The organism is Actinosynnema sp. CA-299493 (assembly GCF_050946825.1).
Taxonomy (GTDB): domain Bacteria; phylum Actinomycetota; class Actinomycetes; order Mycobacteriales; family Pseudonocardiaceae; genus Actinosynnema.
This window is the reverse complement of the sequence record NZ_CP191993.1, coordinates 4,141,333-4,163,814: the sequence shown is the minus strand read 5'-3', so window position 1 is coordinate 4,163,814 and position 22,482 is coordinate 4,141,333. Positions and strand designations below refer to the sequence as shown.

At 73.4% G+C, this 22,482-nt stretch carries 2 protein-coding genes; both read right to left on the bottom strand.

What is annotated here, in order from left to right; all coding sequences use genetic code 11:
* Window positions 1-166: 166 nt before the first annotated feature.
* Entirely contained in the window at window positions 167-13,507 is a 13,341-nt protein-coding gene (locus tag ACQPYE_RS17645) for a type I polyketide synthase (RefSeq protein WP_498722423.1), read from the bottom strand.
* Window positions 13,508-13,560: 53 nt separating this feature from the next.
* The gene (locus ACQPYE_RS17640) at window positions 13,561-22,467 is read right to left on the bottom strand and encodes a type I polyketide synthase (RefSeq protein WP_498722936.1); all 8,907 of its coding nucleotides are present in this window, start codon (window positions 22,465-22,467) and stop codon (window positions 13,561-13,563) included.
* Window positions 22,468-22,482: the final 15 nt, after the last annotated feature.

Below are 22,482 nucleotides of genomic sequence, written 5' to 3'. Positions count from 1 at the left end.
ACCCCATTCCTCGCGGGGAACCGGCCGCGCCCGATTCCGGATTCGCCATCACACTATGGACGCCGAAATGCACCGACAACCCCTAGACCCCCCGGATGCGAACCCCCTGAACCCGGACGGGACCTGCCCGGCGCCACCCCGCCGATCGGGGGTGGCGCCGGGGTTTTCACGGTTTGCCGATGTTGCGCTCGATCAGCGCGAACAGCTCCTCGTCGGTGTCGACCGACAGAGCGTTCTCGGCGTCCTCGTCGGAGGGTTCGGGGTCGTGCTCGGTCCAGGCGTCGAGCAGGGAGCGCAGCCGCAGCGCCACCCGGGCCCGGTCGAGGGTGTCGGTCGCCGCGTCGGTCAGCGAGCGCTCCAGCCGGTCCAGTTCGCGCAGCAGCTCGGGCACCCCGGCGGTCCCCTCCGGTGCCAGGGCGGACAGGGTGAACCGGGCGAGGTCCCGGGGCGTGGGGTGGTCGAAGACGGCCGTGGCGGGCAGGGCCAGCCCGGTGGCCACGCCCAGCAGGTTGCGGAACTCCACCGCGGTCAGCGAGTCGAACCCCAGGTCTCGGAACGCCTTGCCGGGCGGCACCGCGGCGGTGGAGTCGTGGCCGAGCACGGCGGCGGCGGTGTCCCGGACCAGTTCCAGGACGATCCGCTCGTGGTCGCCGGCAGGCGCGTCGGCGAGCCGCCGGGTCAGGGTCGGCGCAGCCGCCTGGTCGGCCGGCGCCTCGGTGCGGGCCTCCGGGATGGCGTCGAGCAGCCTGCCGCGCCGGGCCGCGGTGAAGGCCGGGCCGAACCGCCCCCAGTCCACGTCGGCCACCGTCACCGCGGGCAGGCCGGAGGCCACGCAGCGGGCCAGCGCGCGCAGGGCGCGGTCCGGGTCGAGCGGGATCAGCCCGCTGCGGCCGAAGCGCCGGTCGAGCCCGTCCCCGGCGGCCATGCCGTCCTCGGCCCACGGCCCCCACGCGATCGACGTCGCCGGCAACCCCTGCGCGTGCCTGGACCGGGCCAACGCGTCCAATTCCGCATTGGCCGCCGCGTAATTGCCCTGACCCGCCGCACCGAAGGTCGCCGCCGCCGAGGAGAACAGCACGAAAGCGTCCAGGTCGAGGTTCCGGGTCACCTCGTCCAACACCCGCGCCGCACCCGCCTTCGGCGCGGACACCGACGCCAGGCGGTCCGCCGTCATACCTTCCAGAACACCGTCGTCCAGCACACCGGCCGCGTGCACCACCGCGTTCGGCGGGAATTGGGCCACCACGTCGGCCAGGGCGTCGCCGTCCGCGACATCGCACGCCACCGCGTGCGCCCGCACCCCGAGCGCGGTCAACTCCGCCAGCAGGTCGGTCGCGCCGGGCGCGTCGGCGCCCCGGCGGCTGAGCAGCACCAGTCGTTCGGCTCCCGCGCCGGCAGCCCACCGGGCGACGTGCGCACCCAACGCGCCCGTGCCACCGGTGACCAGGACCGTGCCGCGCGGCGTCCACGTCCCGGTCGGTTCGGCCCGCACCACGCGACGGGCCAGGACGCCGTTCGCCCGCAGCGCGACCTCGTCGTGGTCGCCGGAAGCGAGCACGGAGGCCAGCGCGGCGGCGACCCGGTGATCGGTGTCGCCGGTGTCGCCGGGCAGGTCGACCAGCCCGCCCCAGCGGTCCGGCAGTTCGAGCGCGGCGACGCGGCCGAGACCCCAGCAGGCGGCCTGGGCGGCGTCCCGCACCGGGTCACCGGCACGGGTGGACACCGCGCCGGTGGTGACCGCCCACACCCGGACGCCCGCGGGCACGGCGTGCAGGGCGGCCAGCAGGACCGCGGCCGAGCCGGCCCGGACGACTACCGACGTCGTCCCCGCCGGGAGGTCGGTCAGGTCGTCCACGACGGCGGCACCGCGGTCGCGCAAGGCGTCGGCCACCGACCACCCGGCGGGCGCCAGCACGGTGACGCCGACGGCGTCCGCCTCTCCGGCGAGCACGACGGGCAGCCAGGAGTCGGCGTAGTGCACCGGGTCGGGCCGCTGCTCCCGCCTGCGCTTGCGCCAGTCGGACAGGGCGGGCACGACGACGCTGAGCTGCTCCGCGTCCACGGCGAGCGTGTCGGCGACGGCGTCCAGGTCGCCGCGGTCGACCACGGCCCAGAACTCGGCGTCCACCGGGTCGACCGACGTCGCCCGCACCACGCGTTCCGGCCAGTAGCGGCGGCGCTGGAACGGGTAGGTCGGCAGGTCGGCGGACGGAGCCGGGACGTGGCCGAAGAAGGCCTGCCAGTCCACCGGAACGCCGTGGACGTGCAGTGCGCCCAGCGCGGTGACCACCGCCTCGGGCTCGGCGGTCCCGGCGCGCAGGGCGGGGACGAACACCGCGTCGTCGTCGGTCACCACGTCCTGCGCCATCGCGGTCAGCACCGCGTCCGGGCCGATCTCCAGGAACCGGCGTGCGCCGGAGTCCGCCAGGTCGAGCACGGCGTCGGCGAACCTGACCGGTTCGCGCACCTGCCGCACCCAGTGCTCCGGTTCGCACCACAGCAGGTCCACCGGCCGCGCGGTCACGGCGGACACGGCGGGCAGGACCGGCGGGTCGAAGGACAGCCCGGTGACGACGTAGCGGAAGTCGTCGAGCATGGCGTCCATCCGCGCGGAGTGGAACGCGTGGCTCACCGTGAGCCGCTTCGTACGGCGGCCTTGGGACGCGAACTCCGCCGCCAACGCGAGCACCGGCTCCTCATCACCGGACAACACGATCGAACGCGGACCGTTCACCGCAGCCAACGACACACCCTCGGACAAGGTGACCTCGTCCTCGGACGCCTCGACCGCCACCATCGCCCCACCAGTGGGCAACGCCTGCATCAACGCACCACGCGCCACCACCAAACGGCACGCGTCCTCCAACGAGAACACACCCGCGACGTGCGCAGCCGCGATCTCGCCGACCGAGTGGCCGGCGACGACATCGGGCGTCACACCCCACGAGGCGAACAACCGCACCAACGCCACCTCGACCGCGAACAACCCCGGCTGGGCGAAAGCGGTCTGGTCGATCCGATCGTCATCGGAGGTCAGCACCTCCCGCACCTCCGCCGGGAAGTGCGAGAGCACCTCGTCCCACGCCTCAGCGAACACCGGGAACACCTCGGCCAACCCACGACCCATGCCGACCCGCTGCGAACCCTGACCGGAGAACAGGAACGCGGTGGAACCGGCGGTGGACGCGGTGCCGGTGGGCGCGATGCCCGAGACAACGCGCGACAGCCCGAACCGCAGGTCGTCCAGACCGGAGCCCACCACAACCGCGCGGTGCTCCAAGGCGGCGCGGGTCGTGGCGAGCGAGATGGCCACGGCGGCGGGCTCCGGGGCATGACCTGCGGCGAGGTGCGCGTCGAGGCCGGCTGCCTGCGCGCGCAGTGCCTGCGCCGAAGCCGCCGAGAGCACCCACGGCAGCGGATGGCGCGGCACGCCTCCGGTCGGCCGGGGCGCCGCGGGCGGTGCCTGTTCGAGCACGACGTGAGCGTTGGTGCCGCTGAACCCGAACGACGACACCCCTGCGCGGCGCGGCCGGTCCCCTTCCGTCCAGGGGACGGGCTCGGTGAGCAGGCGGAGTCCGCCCGAGGACCAGTCCACGTGCGGGGTCGGCTCGTCCACGTGCAGCGTCTTGGGCAGCACCCCGTGCCGCATCGCCTGCACCATCTTGATCACACCAGCGACACCGGCCGCAGCCTGCGTGTGCCCGATGTTCGACTTGACGGACCCCAACCACAGCGGGGTCTCCCGGTCCTGACCATAGGTGGCCAGCAACGCCTGAGCCTCGATCGGATCACCCAACGTCGTACCCGTGCCATGGGCCTCCACCACGTCCACCTCGGACGGTTCCAGGCCCGCGTTCGCCAACGCCTGCCGAATCACGCGCTGCTGCGACGGACCGTTCGGCGCCGTAAGTCCGTTCGATGCTCCGTCCTGGTTCACCGCACTGCCTCGCAGCACTGCCAGCACCGGGTGTCCAAGGCGTTCGGCATCGGACAGCCGCTCCACCAACAGCACGCCCACACCCTCACCCCAGCCGGTGCCGTCCGCCGCAGCGGCGAACGCCTTGCACCGACCATCGGTCGCCAAACCGCGCTGCCGCGAGAACTCGATGAACGCGCCGGGTCCGGACATGACCGTCACACCGCCGGCCAACGCCAAGTCGCACTCACCCGACCGCAGCGCCTGAGCCGCCAAGTGCAGCGCCACCAACGACGACGAACACGCCGTGTCGACCGTGACGGCAGGCCCTTCCAGACCGAACGCGTACGACAGCCGACCGGACACGACACTGGCCGCGTTGCCGGTGGCGATGTGCCCGCCGACGTCCTGCGGGGCGTCCATGAGCAGCGACGCGTAGTCCTGGCCGTTGGTGCCGACGAACACCCCCGTCGCACTCCCCCGCACCGAACGCGGATCGACACCCGCCCGCTCGAACACCTCCCACGACGTCTCCAACAGCAACCGCTGCTGCGGATCCATCGCCAACGCCTCACGCGGCGAAATACCGAACAACTCCGCGTCGAACTCCGCCACGTCGTGCAGGAACCCGCCCTCGGCGGTGTGCGACAGGCCGTCACCGTCCCCGGTTCCGTGCAGCAGCGCGGTGTCCCAGCCGCGGTCGGCGGGGAACGCGCTCACCGCGTCACCGCCCGAGCGCAGCAGCTCCCAGAACTGCTCTGGGGTGTCGACACCGCCGGGGAACCGGCACGCCATCGCGACGACGGCGATCGGCTCGTCGGAGTCGCGGTGCGCGGTCACCTCGGCGGTCGCCGCCTCGCGCGCGCCGAGCAGCCGCAGCAGCTCCCCGGCCAGCTCGGTCGGGGTCGGGTGGTCGAACACCAGCGCCGCGGGCAGGGACAGCCCGGTGGCGGCGGCGAGCAGGTTGCGCAGCTCCACCGCGGTCAGCGAGTCGAACCCGAGGTCGCGGAACGCCCGGTCGGCGGGGACGGCGGCAGCGGTTCCGTGGCCGAGCACGGCCGCCGCCGTGTCACGCACGAGGGCGAGCACGATGCGGTCAGCCTCGGCGGCGGACCGCGAAGCGAGCTGATCGCGCAGGTCGACGCGTCCCGGGCCGGCACGCAGCGCTTCGCGTGCTTCGGGGATGCCTTCCAGCAACGGTCGGGGGCGCAGCGCGGACAGGGCCGGGGCGAACCGCTCCCAGTCCACGTCCGCGACCGTCACCACGGGCAACCCGGAGCCGACCGCGGCGGACAGGGCGGTCGACGCCGGACCACCTGCCAGCGGGCGCATCCCGGTGCGGTCACCGCGCTCGGCGACGCCCGCGCCCGCCGCCATCCCGTCATCGGCCCACGGTCCCCACGCGATCGACGTCGCCGGCAACCCCTGCGCGTGCCTGGACCGCGCCAACGCGTCCAACTCGGCGTTCGCCGCCGCGTAGTTGCCCTGGCCCGCCGCACCGAACGTGGCCGCCGCCGAGGAGAACAGCACGAAGGCGTCCAGGTCCCGGTCCCGGGTCACCTCGTCCAACACCCGCGCCGCACCCGCCTTCGGCGCGGACACCGACGCCAGGCGCTCCCGCGTCAACCCGTCCAGGACACCGTCGTCCAGCACACCGGCCGCGTGCACCACCGCGTCCGGCGGGAACTCCGCCACCACCGCGGCCAACCCGGCGCGGTCCAGCACGTCCACCGCCCGCAGCACCACCTCCGTCCCCGCCGTCGACAGCTCGGCGGCGAGGTCGGCCGCGCCGGGCGCCTCGGCGCCCCGGCGGCTGAGCAGCACCAGTCGTTCGGCTCCCGCGCCGGCAGCCCACCGGGCGACGTGCGCACCCAGCGCGCCCGTGCCACCGGTGACCAGGACCGTGCCGCGCGGCGTCCACCCGGAAGCAGGCGGCGACACGCGCACCACCCGGCGGGCGACCAGGCCACCGTCGCGCACCGTCACCTCGTCCTCGTCACCGCCCAGCGCCGCGGCCACCAGCTCCCAGTCGTCCGCCCCTTCGAGGCGGACCAGACCGCCCCAGCGGTCGGGCAGCTCCAGCCCGGCGGTGCGGCCGAGCCCCGCCGCGCCGTCGTCGTCGGTCACGCACCAGAGCCGACCGCCCAGGTCGGCGTCACCGACGGCTTGCAGCAGCACGAGGACGTCCGCGGCGGACGGCAGCAGCGACACCACCCCGGCGTGCGCGTCCACCTCGCGCAGCAGCCCGGCCAGGTGCTCGCGGTCGGCGTCGGCGGGCACCGGCACGGCTGTGGCGCCCTTCCCGCACAGCGCCGCCACCCCGCGTTCGTCGTCCTCGACGTGGATCACGGCCCAGCCGTCCAGAGCACGGGGTCGTGCCGCCGGTACGGGCGTCCAGCTCTCGGTGTAGTGCCAGGCGCGGTCCTGCCGACCGGTCCGGTTGCGCAACCGCCAAGCCGCGAGGGCCTCGGTGTCACCCCGCTCGACCGCGGCCCAGAACTCGGCATCACCGGCGGGTTCCGGGGTGTGCGGTTCCGGCCAGAAGCGGCGGCGTTGGAAGGCGTAGGTGGGCAGCGGAACCGTCCGGGCGCCGGTGCCCGTGAAGAACGCCGCCCAGTCGACCTCGCAGCCGGCGGCGTGCAGCGCGCCCAGCGCGGTGACGACGGCGGTCGGCTCGGCGGTCGCGGACCGCAGCGCGGGGACGAACACCGCGCGGTCGTCGGTGATGACGTCCTGCGCCATCGCCGTCAGCACCGCGTCCGGGCCGACCTCCAGGAACCGGCGGACACCCGTCCCGCCCAGGTCGGCCACGGCATCGGCGAACCTGACCGGTTCACGCACCTGCCGCACCCAGTGCTCCGGGTCCGCCACCGAACCGCCCGCCACGGTGGACACCAGCGTCAGGGTCGGCGGCCGGAAGGAGACCGTCCCGACCACGGCGCGGAAGTCGTCCAGCATCGCGTCCATCCGCGCCGAGTGGAACGCGTGACTCACCGTGAGCCGCTTCGTACGACGGCCCTGCGCCGCGAACTCCGCCGCCAACGCCAGCACCGGCTCCTCATCACCGGACAACACCACCGAACGAGGACCGTTCACCGCTGCCAACGACACGCCCTCAGACAGGGTGACCTCGTCCTCGGACGCCTCCACCGCGACCATCGCCCCACCGGTGGGCAACGCCTGCATCAACGCACCACGCGCCACCACCACATGACAGGCGTCTTCCAGCGAGAACACGCCCGCGATGTGGGCAGCGGCGATCTCACCCACGGAGTGACCGGCCACCGCGTCCGGCAGCACGCCCCAGGAGGCGAACAGCCGTGACAGCGCCACCTGCACGGCGAACAGGCCGGGCTGGGCGAAAGCGGTCTGGTGGATCCGATCGTCGTCGGAGGTCAGCACCTCCCGCACCTCGGTCGGGAAGTACGACAGCACCTCGGCCCACACCTCGGCGAACACCGGGAACGACGCCGCCAGACCACGGCCCATGCCGACCCGCTGCGAACCCTGACCGGAGAACAGGAACGCGGTGCGCCCGGTGGCAGCAGCCGTGACGTGCGCCGAGCGCAGTCCGTCGAGCAGGTCGCCGGCGGTCGAGCCGACCACGACGGCGCGGTGCTCCAGCGCGGCCCGCGTCGTGGCGAGCGACAGGCCCACGTCGAGCGGTGCGCGGTCGTCGGCGGGATCGACGGTAGCGGCCAGTCGGGCTGCCTGCTCGCGCACCGCCTCGGCGGTGTGCCCGGACAGCACCCACGGGACCGGGTGGGCCGACGGGACTTCCAGGTCGGGCGCGGGAGTCGGTGCGGGTGCCTGCTCGATGACGACGTGGGCGTTGGTGCCGCTGACGCCGAACGACGACACGCCCGCCCGCCACGGCCGGTCGACCGGCTCGAACGGCCGGGACTCGGTGAGCAGCCGCACCGCGCCCGAGGACCAGTCCACATGCGGCGAAGGCGCATCCACGTGCAGCGTCTTGGGCAGCACCCCGTGCCGCATCGCCTGCACCATCTTGATCACACCAGCGACACCGGCCGCAGCCTGCGTGTGCCCGATGTTCGACTTGACGGACCCCAACCACAGCGGGGTCTCCCGGTCCTGACCATAGGTGGCCAGCAACGCCTGAGCCTCGATCGGATCACCCAACGTCGTACCCGTGCCATGGGCCTCCACCACGTCCACCTCGGACGGTTCCAGGCCCGCGTTCGCCAACGCCTGCCGAATCACGCGCTGCTGCGACGGACCGTTCGGCGCCGTAAGTCCGTTCGACGCTCCGTCCTGGTTCACCGCACTGCCTCGCAGCACTGCCAGCACCGGGTGCCCGAGGCGTTCGGCGTCCGACAACCGCTCCACCAACAGCACGCCGACGCCTTCACCCCAGCCGGTGCCGTCCGCCGCAGCGGCGAACGCCTTGCACCGACCATCGGTCGCCAAACCGCGCTGCCGCGAGAACTCCACGAACACCGCCGGGGTGGACATCACCGTCACGCCGCCGGCCAACGCCAGATCGCACTCACCCGAACGCAACGCCTGCGCCGCCAAGTGCAACGCGACCAAAGACGACGAACACGCCGTGTCGACCGTGACGGCAGGCCCCTCCAGACCGAACGCGTAGGACAGCCGACCGGACACCACGCTCGCCGAGTTGCCGGTGGCCAGGTAACCGCCGTGCTCGATCAGGTCGCCGCCCAAGAGCATGGCGTAGTCCTGGCCGTTGGTGCCGACGAACACCCCCGTCGCACTCCCCCGCACCGAACGCGGGTCGATCCCGGCGCGTTCGAACGACTCCCACGACGTCTCCAGCAGCAACCGCTGCTGCGGATCCATCGCCAACGCCTCACGCGGCGAAATACCGAACAGCTCCGCGTCGAACTCCGCCACGTCGTGCAGGAACCCGCCCTCGGCGGTGTAGGAGGTGCCGGGGTGGTCGGGGTTGTGGTGGAACAGCCGGTCGAGGTCCCAACCCCGGTCAGCCGGGAACCCGGACAGGGCGTCGACCCCGGACTCCACCAGCCGCCACAGGTCCTCCGGCGAACCGACGCCACCGGGGAACCGGCAGCTCATGGCGACGATCGCGATCTGCTCGTCCGAGTCGTGGCGCGGTCGGTCGACGACCTCGGCGGCGTCGGCGCCGGTGAACAGCCCGGCGAGGTGGCGGGCCAGGTCGCCGGGGGTCGGGAAGTCGAAGACGACGGTCGCGGGCAGGGGGAGACCGGTGCTGCCGGTGAGGGCGTTGCGCAGCTCCACGGCGGTGAGCGAGTCGATGCCCAGGTCGCGGAACACCCGGTCGGCGGGCACGGCGTCGGCCGAGTCGTAGCCCAGGACGGTCGCGGTGTGCTCGCGGACCAGGTCGTGGAGCCGGGCGGCGCGGCGCTCGGGGGACGCGGTGGCCAGGTCGTCGGTCGCGGGCCGGCGCTCGCCGAGGACGGCTCGTGCGTCGGGCAGGTCGGCCAGCAGCGGACTGGGGCGCACGGCGGCCAAGCCGGGTGCCAGCCGGGACCAGTCCACGTCGGCGACGACGACGCAGGCGTCCCCGCCGGCAACCTCGCGGGCCAGGACGTGCACGGCCTCGGCGGGCGGCATCGGGGTGAGGCCGCCCCGGTCGACCCTGGTCGCCGCGGCGCCCGCCGCGGCCATGCCACCCCCACCCCAGGCGCCCCAGGCGATCGCGGTCGCGGGCAGCCCTTCGGCGCGGCGGCGCTCGGCCAGCGCGTCCAGGGCGGCGTTGGCGGCGGCGTAGTGCGCCTGGGCGGCACTGCCGGTGACCCCGGACAACGAGCTGAACAGCACGAACGCCGACAGGTCGCGGTCACGGGTCAGCTCGTCGAGCACGTGGGCCGCCGCCACCTTCGGCCGCAGCACCGCCTCCACCCGGTCGTCGGTCAACGAGGTGACCACGCCGTCGTCCAGGACACCCGCCGTGTGCACGACGGCGTCCACCGGGTGCTGGCGGAGGACGGCGGCGAGGGTGTCGCGGTCGGCGGCGTCGCAGGCGGCGATGGTGACCCGCGTGCCCGCCGCGACCAGTTCGGCGCGCAGCTCCTCCGCGCCGGGGGTGTCCTCGCCGCGCCTGCCGAGCAGCAAGAGATGTTCGGCACCGTGGTCCGCGCACCAGCGGGCGACGTGCGCGCCCGCCGCACCGAGACCACCGGTGATCAGCACGGTGCCCGCCGGTTGCCAGGTGCTCCGGGAAACCGATGCGGCCCGCAGGAGCCTGCGGGCGTGCACCCCGCTCGCACGCAGGGCGACCTGGTCTTCGTCACCGCCGGCCAGGACCGCGCCCAAGTCGGCGGCGACGCGACCGTCCAAGCCGCCCGGCAAGTCGATCAACCCACCCCAGGACCGGGGCTGCTCCAGGGCGACGGCCCGGCCGAACCCCCACACCGCCGCGGCGGCCGGGGACGGCGCGGGATCGGCGGCCGTGCTCGCCACCGCGCCGCTGGTGACGCACCACAGCGGTGCCGTCACCTGCTCGTCCACGAGCACCCGCACCAGGGCGTGGGTGGCGCGCAGACCCCGGGTGAGCGACCCGCGCTCCGCCACCAGGGTCTCGTCCAGGGCGAGCAGCGACAGCAGGCCGGTCGGGCTCGGTGCGCCGGCGAGGGCGGCCCGCAGCGCCCGGTCCGGGTCGGCGTCGGTCGGCACGTCGAGCACGACCGGGTCGGCCCCCGCCGAGCGCAGGGCGTCGGCGACGGCCGACGTGAGGTCGTGCCCGCTGGGGGCGAGCAGCAGCCACGTCCCGGACAGCGCGGTCGGCGGCACGGTCACGGACGTCCACGACACCCGGTAGCGCCAGCCGTCCGCCGTCGCGTCCTCGTGTCGGCGACGTCGCCAGGTGGCCAAGGCCGGGACCACGTCGTGCAAGGACTCGGCGGGCACGTCGAGGGTGCCCGCGAGGGCGTCCAGGTCGGTCTGCTCGACGGCGGTCCAGAACGCCGCGTCGAGCGGGTCGGCGACGGGCGCCGCCGCCTCGGGTTCGACCCAGTAGCGGCGGCGTTGGAAGGGGTAGGTGGGCAGGTCGATGACCCGGCCGCCCTCGTGCAGGCTCGACCAGTCCACCGCCCCGCCCGTGGCGTACACAGCGCCCAGAGCGGAGACAGCCGTGACCGCCTCGTCCCGATCGGCACGCAGAGCAGGGGCACAGGGCAGGTCCGGCACCAACGCGGTCAACACCGCGTCCGGCCCGATCTCCACGCACCGCGCCACACCCTGCAACCGGGCAACCGCATCCGCGAACCGCACCGTCTGACGCACATTCCGAACCCAGTACTCCGGATCCGCAACCGAACCATCATCCACAGTCGACAGAAAATTGACTTCAGGCTCGGCGAACGACACCGACGCCACAACAGCACGGAACTCGTCCAGCATCGCGTCCATCCGCGCCGAGTGGAACGCGTGACTCACCGTAAGTCGCTTCGTGCGCCGACCCCGCGCCGCGAACTCCGCCGCCAACGCCAGCACCGGCTCCTCATCACCGGACAACACCACCGAACGCGGACCATTCACCGCCGCCAACGACACACCCTCGGACAAGGTGACCTCGTCCTCGGCCGCCTCCACGGCCACCATCGCCCCACCAGTGGGCAACGCCTGCATCAACGCACCACGCGCCACCACCACACGACACGCGTCTTCCAGCGAGAACACACCCGCGATATGGGCAGCGGCAATTTCACCGATCGAGTGACCCACCACCACATCCGGGATGACGCCCCACGACGCGAAGAGCCGGGCCAGCGCGACTTCAACCGCGAACAGACCGGGCTGGGCAAAAGCGGTCTCATCAATACGCGCATCCTCGGACGACAAGACCTCCCGCACCTCCGCCGGGAAGTACGACAACACCTCAGCCCACGCCTCGGCGAACACCGGGAACACCTCGGCCAGCCCACGACCCATGCCCACCCGCTGCGAACCCTGACCCGTGAACAGGAACACCGTCCCACCACGAACCACAGCACCCCGGCTGTCGACGGCGTCCAGCCCCGCCAACAGCTCCTCGCGCGACGAACCCACCACCACCGCACGGTGCTCGAAAACAGACCGGGTCGTGGCCGACGAGAACCCGACGTCCACCGGCGACCAGTCGTCACGGCCGGTCAGCGACGCGCGCAGCGCGGCAGCCTGTGCCCGCAGCGCTTCCGGGGAACGCGCCGCCAGCGGCCACGGCACGACCCCGGTCCGGGAGTCGGGCGGGGAAGCGGCCTCGGCGACCGGTGCCTGTTCGAGCACGACGTGGGCGTTGGTGCCGCTGACGCCGAACGCGGACACCCCGGCCCGGCGCGGGCGGTCGATCGCGGGCCAGGGCCGGTGTTCGGTGAGCAGTTCGACGGCACCGGCGGTCCAGTCGACCTGCGTGGTGGGCCGATCGACGTGCAGGGTGCGCGGTAGTTCGCCGTGCCGCAGCGCCATGACCATCTTGATGACACCGGCGACACCCGCCGCTGCCTGGGTGTGACCGATGTTCGACTTCACCGACCCCAGCAGCAACGGGGTCGAGCGGTCCTGGCCGTAGGTCGCCAGCAGGGCCTGCGCCTCGATCGGGTCGCCCAGCTTCGTGCCGGTCCCGTGTGCTTCGACCACGTCCACGTCCGCCGGGCGCAGACGTGCGTTGGCCAGGGCGCGGAGGACCACGCGTTGCTGGGCGGGACCGTTGGGCGCGGTCAACCCGTTCGACGCGCCGTCCTGGTTCACCGCACTACCCCGCACCACCGCCAACACCTGGTGACCGTTGCGAACCGCGTCCGACAACCGCTCCAGCACGAGCATCCCCGCGCCCTCACCCCACCCGGTGCCGTCCGCGGCGTCGGCGAACGCGCGGCAGCGGCCGTCACCGGACATGCCGCGCTGCCGGGAGAACTCCACGTAGAGGGCGGGGGTCGCCATCACCGTCGCGCCGCCGGCGAGCGCGAGCGAGCACTCCCCCGCGCGCAATGCCTGCACGGCCAGGTGCAGGGATACCAGGGACGCCGAGCACGCGGTGTCGACCGACACCGTCGGCCCCTCCAGGCCGAGCGTGTAGGCGACCCGGCCGGAGACCACGCTGGCGGCGTTGCCGGTGAGCAGGTGCCCGTCCACGGCGGTGCCCGCGGCCACGACCAGGCTGGTGTAGTCCTGCCCGTTGGTGCCCACGAACACGCCGGTGTCGCTGCCCCGCAACGACACCGGGTCCATCCCGGCCCGCTCCAGGGCTTCCCAGGACGTTTCCAGCAGCAACCGCTGCTGGGGGTCCATCGCGACCGCCTCGCGCGGCGAGATGCCGAAGAACGCCGGGTCGAACTCGGCCGCGTCGTGAACGAAACCGCCGTGCCGGGCGTAGAAGGTGCCGGGGCGGTCACCGTCGGGGTCGTAGAGGCCCTCGACGTCCCACCCCCGGTCGGCGGGCAGGTCCGACAGCGCGTCCGAGCCGGTCGCGACCAGGTCCCACAGCTGCTCGGGGGTGCGCACCCCGCCGGGGAAGCGGCACGCCATGCCGACGATCGCGATCGGCTCGCTGGAGCGGCCCTCCGCGATGCGCAGCCTCTCGTGCGCGGCGTCGAGTTCCGCGGTGGCGCGCTTGAGGAAGTGGCGGAGCTTCTCTTCGTTCGACATCGGCGGTTCCTTCAGCTAATCGCTCGGGCTGGTCCTGGACTGCGGCGGTGCGGTCAGGAGATGCCGAACTTGGTCCCGAGCAGGGTGAACATCTCGTCGTCGGTGGCGTCGTCGAGCGCGTCCGCTGTGCCTTCGCCGACCTCGGTCGTGGTGTCGTCGGCGAGCAGGGCGCGCAGGCGGATGAGGATGCGGGTGCGGGTGGTCTCGTCCAGCGCGTCCGCGCCGAGCGCCGATTCCAGCCCGGCCAGGTCGCGCAGCGCGGCGACCGACGGATCGGCTCCGTCCACGAGCCGCGCGCACAGGAACCGGGTGATGGCGTTCGCGGTGGGGTGGTCGAACACCAGCGTGCTGGGCAGGTCGAGACCGCAGGACGCGCCCAGCCGGTTGCGCAGGTCGACGGCGGTGAGCGAGTCGAAGCCGAGGTCCTTCAAGGCCTGCTCGGGCGGGATGCGGTCGCTGCCGGTGTGCCCGAGCACGGCGGCGATCTGGTCGCGCACCTCGTCGAGCACCAGCTCAGTCGCGGTCTCCACCGGAACCCCGGCCAGTCGGGCGCGCAGTCCGCCGACCTCGGCCTCACGCCGCTCCGCCGGACCGGCCTCGATCGCGGCGGCCTCCGGGATGGTCGCGATCAACCTGCTGGGCCGGGCGGCGGTGAACCCGGGCACGAACCGCGACCAGTCCACGTCCGCGACGGTCAGCACCGCCTCGTCGTGGTCGAGCGCCTGCTCCAGCGCCGCCACGGCCGGTTCGGGCGCCATCGCGGCCAAGCCGCCCTGGCGCATCCGCTGGGCACGCACCCCTTCCTCGGCCAGCCCACCGCCGCCCCACGCGCCCCACGCGACGGACGTGGCGGTCAGCCCCTGCGCGCGCCGCCACTCGGCGAACGCGTCCAAGTAGGCGTTGGCGGCGGCGTAGTTCCCCTGCCCCGCGCCGCCGGTGGTGGAGGCCAACGAGGAGAACAGCACGAACGCCGAGAGGTCCTGGGTCAGCTCGTGCAGGGCGCGGGTGGCGTCGACCTTGGGTCGCAGCACCGTGGCCAGCCGCTCCGGGGTGAGGCCGTCGAGCACGCAGTCGTCCAGCACCCCGGCGGCGTGGAACACCGCGGTCACCGGGTGCCGGTCCAGGAGGGCGGCGAGCGCGGCGCGGTCGGCGGTGTCGCAGGCGGCGACGGTGACCTCCGACCCGAGCCCGCGCAGCTCGGCGGCGAGTTCGGCGGCACCGGGAGCCTGTTCGCCCCGCCTGCCGACCAGCAGCAGGTGCGGCGCGCCGCGTCCGGCGAGCCAGCGGGCGACGTGCCCGCCGAGCGCGCCGGTGCCACCGGTCACCAGCACGGTGCCCGTGGGCTTCCACTGCCGCCGCGGGGGCACCGCACCGAGCGGGGCGCGCACCAGTCGGCGTGCGAGCACCCCCGAGGTGCGGACGGCGAGCTGGTCCTCGCCGTCACCCCGCGAGAGGACACCGACGAGGCGTTCGGCGATCCGGCCGGTGACGGTCCCCGGGAGGTCCACCAGGCCGCCCCAGCGGCGCGGGTGCTCCAGCGCGGCCACCCGGCCCAGACCCCAGACCTGCGCGGCGACGGGGTCCGGCGCCTCTCCGGGACCGGTGGCCACGGCCTGCCGGGTCAGGCACCACAGCGGCGCGTCGACCTCGGCGAGCGCGCGGATCAGCGCGGTGGTTCCGGCGAGACCGGCGGGCACCTGCGGGTGGTCCGCGAGCGGAGCGGTGTCCAGCGCCAGCAGGGACACCACTCCGACCCAGGAGCCCTCGACCGCCGCCGTCGACTCCGCACCGGGCGTCACGTCGATGCGGACGGCCTCGGCTCCACCCGCGTCCAGCGCGGCCACGACCTGCCCGCACCAGTCGTCATCGGTCCCGGCCGGGGCGACCACGAGCCACCGGCCGGTGAGCCCGGAGGCGGTGTCGGGCAGCGCGTGCCAGGTCGTGCGGTACCGCCAGGAGTCCAGCGCGGACAGCTCGCGCCCGCGACGCCGCCAGGCCGCCAGCGCGGGGAGCACGTCGGCCAAGCCGGCATCGGAATCCACGTGCAGCGCGCCGGACAGGGCGTCGAGGTCTTCGCGCTCTACCGTCTCCCAGAACAGGTCGTCCACCGGATCGGTCCCGACGGCGGCGCGAGTGGCGCCAGGCCAGTACCGACGCCGCTGGAACGCGTAGCTGGGCAGGTCAACCCGCCGACCGCCGGGGATCACGTTCGCCCAGTTCGGGGTAACTCCGCGCACGACGGCCTCACCCAGCGACAGCAACATCCTGTCCAGCCCGCCGTCGTCCCGGCGCAGCGAGCCGACCGCGATCACGTCCTCGGCCTGCTCCTGCACCGCCATCGTCAACAACGGGTGCGGCGAACACTCCACGAACACACCGAAACCGTCACCCGCCAACCGCTCCACCGCCGAAGCGAACTCGACCGTCGAACGCAGATTCCGGAACCAGTAGTCGGCGTCCAGCCCCGACCCGTCCTCAACCTCGCCGGTGAGCGTCGAGTACAACGGCACCTCACCCGTACGAGGTGTGATCGAAGCCAGTACTTCCGCCAGTTCCTCACGCAGTTCCTCGACCTGCGCGGAGTGCGAGGCGTAGTCCACCGCGATCCGCTTCGCCCGCAGGCCATCCGTGACCAACGCGTCCAACGCGTCCGGCTCACCCGAGACGACGACCGCCGACGGCCCGTTCACCGCCGCGATCGAGATCCGCTCACCGAACGGCCCGATCAGCGCCCGCACCTCGGACTCAGAGGCCGCGATCGACACCATGCCGCCCCGGCCCGCCAGACGCCGCAACACCCGAGAACGCAACGCCACCACCCGCGCCGCATCCTCCAACGACAACGCACCCGACACGCAAGCAGCCGCGATCTCACCCTGCGAGTGGCCGACCACAGCAGCAGGCTCGATCCCCCACGAACGCCACAACGCCGCCAACGACACCATCACCGCAAACAACACCGGCTGAACCACATCAACCCGGTCCAGGGACACCTCACCACGCAAAGCCTCGTGCAAGGACCAGTCGCAGAACGGCTCCAACGCGGCAGCGCACTCCGCCAACCGCTCCGCGAACACTGAAGACTGCTCCGCCAACTCCAACGCCATCCCGACCCACTGCGAACCCTGACCCGGGAACACGAACACCACCCGACCCGGCTCACCCGCCACAGCACGCACCAACGCGGGTGACGCCTCGTCGCGGGCGAGGGCCGACAGGCCGTCCAGGAGCGCGTCCCGGTCGCGGCCGATGACCACGGCTCGGTGCGGCATCGCGGCCCGACCGGTCGCGAGGGTGTGGGCGACGTCGATCGACGGCAGGTCGGCGGTGAGCGCGGCCCGCAGTCGGGCGGCCTGCTCGGCGAGCGCGGTCGGTGACCCTGCGGTCAGCACCCACGGCACGGCGGACGGCTCCGGTCGTTCCTCAACGGCCGTTTCCACATCGTCCACGTGTTCCAGCAGCACGTGTGCGTTGGTGCCGCTCACACCGAACGACGACACGGCGGCGCGGCGCGGGCGGTCCACCACAGGCCACGGACGGGACTCGGTGATCAGCTCCACCGCACCCGAGGACCAGTCCACATGCGGCGAAGGCGCATCCACGTGCAGCGTCTTGGGCAGCACCCCGTGCCGCATCGCCTGCACCATCTTGATCACACCGGCGACACCGGCCGCAGCCTGCGTGTGCCCGATGTTCGACTTGACAGACCCCAACCACAACGGGGTTTCCCGCTCCTGACCATAAGTGGCCAACAACGCCTGCGCCTCGATCGGATCACCCAACGTCGTACCGGTGCCATGCGCCTCCACCACGTCCACCTCGGACGGTTCCAGGCCCGCGTTCGCCAACGCCTGCCGGATCACGCGCTGCTGCGACGGACCGTTCGGCGCCGTAAGTCCGTTCGATGCTCCGTCCTGGTTCACCGCACTGCCTCGCAGCACTGCCAGCACCGGATGACCCAACCGGCGGGCGTCCGACAGCCGCTCCACCAACAGCATTCCGACGCCTTCACCCCAGCCGGTGCCGTCCGCCGCAGCGGCGAACGGTTTGCACCGGCCATCGGTGGCCAACCCGCGCTGCCGCGAGAACTCCACGAAGGAACCCGGTGTCGACATGACCGTCACGCCGCCGGCCAACGCCAGGTCGCACTCACCCGACCGCAGCGCCTGAGCCGCCAAGTGCAACGCCACCAACGACGACGAACACGCCGTGTCGACCGTGATCGCCGGACCCTCCAACCCGAACGCGTAGGACAGCCGGCCGGACGCCACGCTCGCGGCGATGCCCGTGGCGATGTAGCCGTCGACGATCTCGTTCGACCCGGTGATCAGGGGGAGGTAGTCCTGGCCGTTGGTCCCGACGAACACACCGCCTGCGGCGCCGCGCACCGAGCGGGGGTCGATCCCGGCGCGTTCGAACACCTCCCACGACGTCTCCAACAGCAACCGCTGCTGCGGATCCATCGCCAACGCCTCACGCGGCGAAATACCGAACAACTCCGCGTCGAACTCCGCCACGCCGTGCAGGAACCCGCCCTCGCGGACGTAGGAGGTGCCGGGGTGGTCGGGATCGGGGTGGAACAGCCGGTCGAGGTCCCAGCCCCGGTCGGCCGGGAACCCGGAAACGGCGTCACCGCCCGCGGCCAGCAGGTCCCAGAGCTGTTCGGGGTCGGCGACCCCGCCGGGGAACCGGCACGCCATGCCGACGATGACGATCGGCTCGTCGTCGGAACGGGTCGTGGCCCGCGCTTCGACCCGTGCGGCGCCGCGGGTCGAGCGCACCAGCTCGTCCGCGAGGTCCGCGGGGGTCGGAAAGTCGAAGACCAGCGTCGCGGGCAGGGACAGGCCGGTGGCCGCGCCCAGCAGGTTGCGGAACTCCACCGCGGTCAGCGAGTCGAAACCGAGGTCCCGGAACGCCGTGGTGGCGGGCACCGCGGCGGCGGAGGCATGACCCAGCACGGCCGCCGCCATCTCGCGGACCAGGTCGAGCGCCGCGCGACCGCGTTCGGCCTCGGGCAGGCCGGCGACCCGGTCCGCCCAGGCAGAGGTGGCGGCGGGCGCACGACGCGCCTCGCGCACGCCGTCGAGCAGCGGCGAGCGGCGGGTGGCGGTGAACGCGGGCGCGAAGGTGTCCCAGTCGACGTCGGCGATGGTGACCGAGGGCAGCCGGGAGCCGACCGCGACGGCCATCGCGTCCAGCGCCGCTCCGGCGGACATGGGGGTGAACCCGCTTCGCGCGGTGCGTTCGGCGGCCTTGCGGTCGGCCGCCATGCCGTTGCCCGCCCACGGCCCCCACGCGACCGAGGTCGTCGGGTGGCCGTCGGCGGTCCTGCGGCGCGCGAAAGCGTCGAGTTCCGCGTTCGCGGCGGCGTAGTTGCCCTGACCGGCCGCGCCGAAGGTGGCCGCGGCCGACGAGAACACCACGAACGCGTCCAAGTCGCCGGTCAGCTCGGCCAGCACGCGGACGGCGTCCCGCTTCGGGGCGGACGCGGTGGCCAACCGCTCGGCGGTGAGCCCGTCCAGCACGCCGTCGTCCAGCACGCCCGCCGTGTGCACCACGGAGTCGGGCGGGAACTCGGCGACCACGGCCGCGAGGGCGTCGCGGTCCGCGGCGTCCGCCGAGCGGATCACCACGTCGACACCGGTCGCCGACAGCTCCGCCGCCAGTTCGGCCGCACCGGGTGCGGCCTGCCCGCGCCTGCTGACCAGCACCAGCCGTTGCGCACCCGCGCCGGCCACCCAGCGAGCCACCTCCGCGCCCAGCGCGCCGGTGCCGCCGGTGACCAGCACGGTGCCGCGCGGCGTCCACCGCTCGTTCACACCGGTCGCCCGCACGAGGCGACGTGCCACGACCTCGCCCGCGCGGACGGCCACCTCGTCCTCGTCGCCACCCAGAACGGCGACGAGGAGGTCCCAGGCACGCGCGTCCGGCGCGCCGGGCACCCGCACCAGCCCGCCCCAGCGGTCCGGGACCTCGATCGCGGCCGATCGTCCCAGCCCCGCCACGGCCTCGGTGGCGTCGGAGTCGTCATCGGTCACCAGGCACCACAGCCGTGCGCCCACGCCGGCGTCGCCGACGGCCTGGACGAGGGCAAGCGCCTCGGCAGACGTGCCGGGCAGGGCCACGACCTCGGTGACCTGACCCGCTTGGCGCAGCACGTCGGCCAGCGCCGCCCGATCCGCGTCCCGGGGCACCGGGAGTGCCGTCGCGCCGCGGTCGCACAGGGCGCGGACCGAGTCGGCGTCGGCGTCGTGGTGGAGCACGACCCACCCGGCGGGCAGGGAACGCGTCGGGGGGACGGACGTGGTGTGCCAGGTGGTGCGGTAGAGCCAGGTCTCCGCCCCCGACGGCGCGGCGGTGCGTGCGGGAAGGGGGTCGAGCCAGAACCTCTCGTGCTGGAAGGCGTAGGTGGGCAGGTCGACGGTCCGGCCACCTGCGTGCAGGCTCGACCAGTCCACCACCCCGCCCGTGGCGTACACCGCGCCCAGAGCCGAGACGGCCGTAACCACCTCATCCCCGTCCGCCCTCAAAGCGGGAGCACACGGCAAGTCCGGCACCAACGCGGTCAACACCGCGTCCGGCCCGACCTCCACACACCGCGCCACACCCTGCAACCGCGCGACGGCATCGCCGAACCGCACCGTCTGCCGCACATTGCGAACCCAGTACTCCGGATCCGCGACCGAACCATCATCCACAGTGGACAGGAAGGTCACTTGAGGCTCGCCGAACGACACTGACGCCGCCACAGCCCGGAAGTCGTCCAGCATCGCGTCCATCCCCGCCGAGTGGAACGCGTGACTCACCGTCAGCCGCTTCGTCCGCCGACCCCGCGCCGCGAACTCCGCCGCCAACGCAAGCACCGGCTCCTCATCACCGGACAACACCACCGAACGAGGCCCGTTCAGCGCCGCCAACGACACACCGTCGGACAGGGTGATCTCGTCCTCCGATGCCTCCACCGCGACCATCGCACCGCCGGTGGGCAGCGCCTGCATCAACGCGCCCCGCGCCACCACCAACCGGCAAGCGTCGGCAAGCGAGAACACACCGGCGACGTGAGCAGCGGCGACCTCACCGATCGAGTGACCCACCACCACATCCGGCGTCACACCCCACGACGCGAACAACCGCGACAACGCCACCTCGACCGCGAACAAACCAGGCTGGGCAAAAGCAGTCTGGTCGATCCGATCGTCATCGGAAGTCAGCACCTCCCGCACCTCAGCCGGGAAGTGCGACAACACCTCGGCCCACGCCTCGGCGAACACCGGGAACGACGCCGCCAAACCACGACCCATCCCGACCCGCTGCGAACCCTGACCCGTGAACAGGAACGCGGTCCCGCCACGAACGGCCTCGCCCCGGCTGTCGACGGCGTCCAGCCCGGCCGCCAGCTCCTCGCGCGACGAACCCACCACCACCGCGCGGTGCGCGAGGGCGGCGCGGCCGGTGGCCAGGGAGAAACCCACGTCGCGCGGGTCCAGGTCGGGATTGGCCCGCAGGTGCGCGGCCAGCCGGGACGCCTGGTCGCGCAGGGCCTGCGCGGTGCGGCCGGACAGCGGCCACGCCACCACCCCGGCGGACTCGGGGCTGTCCGGCAGCGGCTTCGGTGCCGGTGCCTGCTCGATCACGGCGTGCGCGTTGGTGCCGCTGATGCCGAACGACGACACCGCCGCCCGGCGCGGCCGGTCGAGTTCAGGCCACGGCCTGGCCTCGGCGAGCAGCCGGATGTTCCCCTTGCTCCAGTCCACGTGCGGGGACGGCTCGTCCACGTGCAGCGTGGCGGGCAGCACACCGTGGCGCACCGCCTCCACGACCTTGATGATCCCGGCGACGCCCGCGGCGGCCTGGGTGTGCCCGATGTTGGACTTCACCGACCCCAGCCACAGCGGCTCGTCCCGCTCCTGACCGTAGGTGGCCAGCAGCGCCTGCGCCTCGATCGGGTCGCCCAGGACCGTGCCGGTGCCGTGCGCCTCCACCAGGTCGACCTGGCTGGCGGGCACCCGGGCCGAGGCCAGCGCCTTGCGGATGACCCTGCGCTGCGACGGCCCGTTGGGCGCGGTGAGGCCGTTGGACGCGCCGTCGGAGTTGACGGCGGTGCCGCGCACCAGGGCGAGGACCCGGTGCCCGTTGCGGCGGGCGACCGACAGCCGTTCCAGCAGCAGCAGACCGACGCCCTCCCCCATGCCGGTGCCGTCGGCGGCGGCGGCGAAGGACTTGCAGCGGCCGTCCGCGGCGAGCCCGCGCTGCCTGCTGAACGCGGTGAACACCTCCGGCGTCGGCATGACCGCGACACCGCCCGCGACGGCCAGGGAGCAGTCACCGCGACGCAGCGCGGTGACCGCCAGGTGCAGCGCCACCAGCGACGACGAGCACGCCGTGTCGACGGTGACGGCGGGTCCCTCCAGGCCGAAGGTGTAGGCGAGGCGACCGGACACGACGCTGCCCGCGTTGCCGGTGAGCAGGTGCCCCTCGACCCCTTCGGGCACGTCGTAGGCGGCCGAGCCGTAGCCGGAGTAGGCCGCGCCGACGAGGACGCCGGTGTCGCTGCCGCGCAGTGACAGCGGGTCGATGCCCGCCCGTTCGAAGACCTCCCAGGTGACCTCCAGCAGCAGTCGCTGCTGCGGGTCCATCGCCAGCGCCTCGCGAGGGCTGATGCCGAACAGGCCGGGGTCGAACCCGGCGGCGTCGTGCAGGAAGCCGCCGTGGCGCACGTAGGACGTGCCGGGGTGGTCCGGGTCGGGGTGGTGCAGGTCGGCGGGCCAGCCCCGGTCCTCGGGGAACGGGGTCACCGCGTCGCCGCCCTCGGCCACCAGCCGCCACAGGTCTTCCGGCGAGCGGACACCGCCGGGGTAGCGGCAGGCAGCGGCGACGATCGCGATCGGCTCGCCGTCGCGCAGCTCGGCCTCGCGGAGGCGGTCGCTGGTCTGCTCCAGCTCCGCGGTGACCCGGCGCAGGTAGTCGTGCAGCTT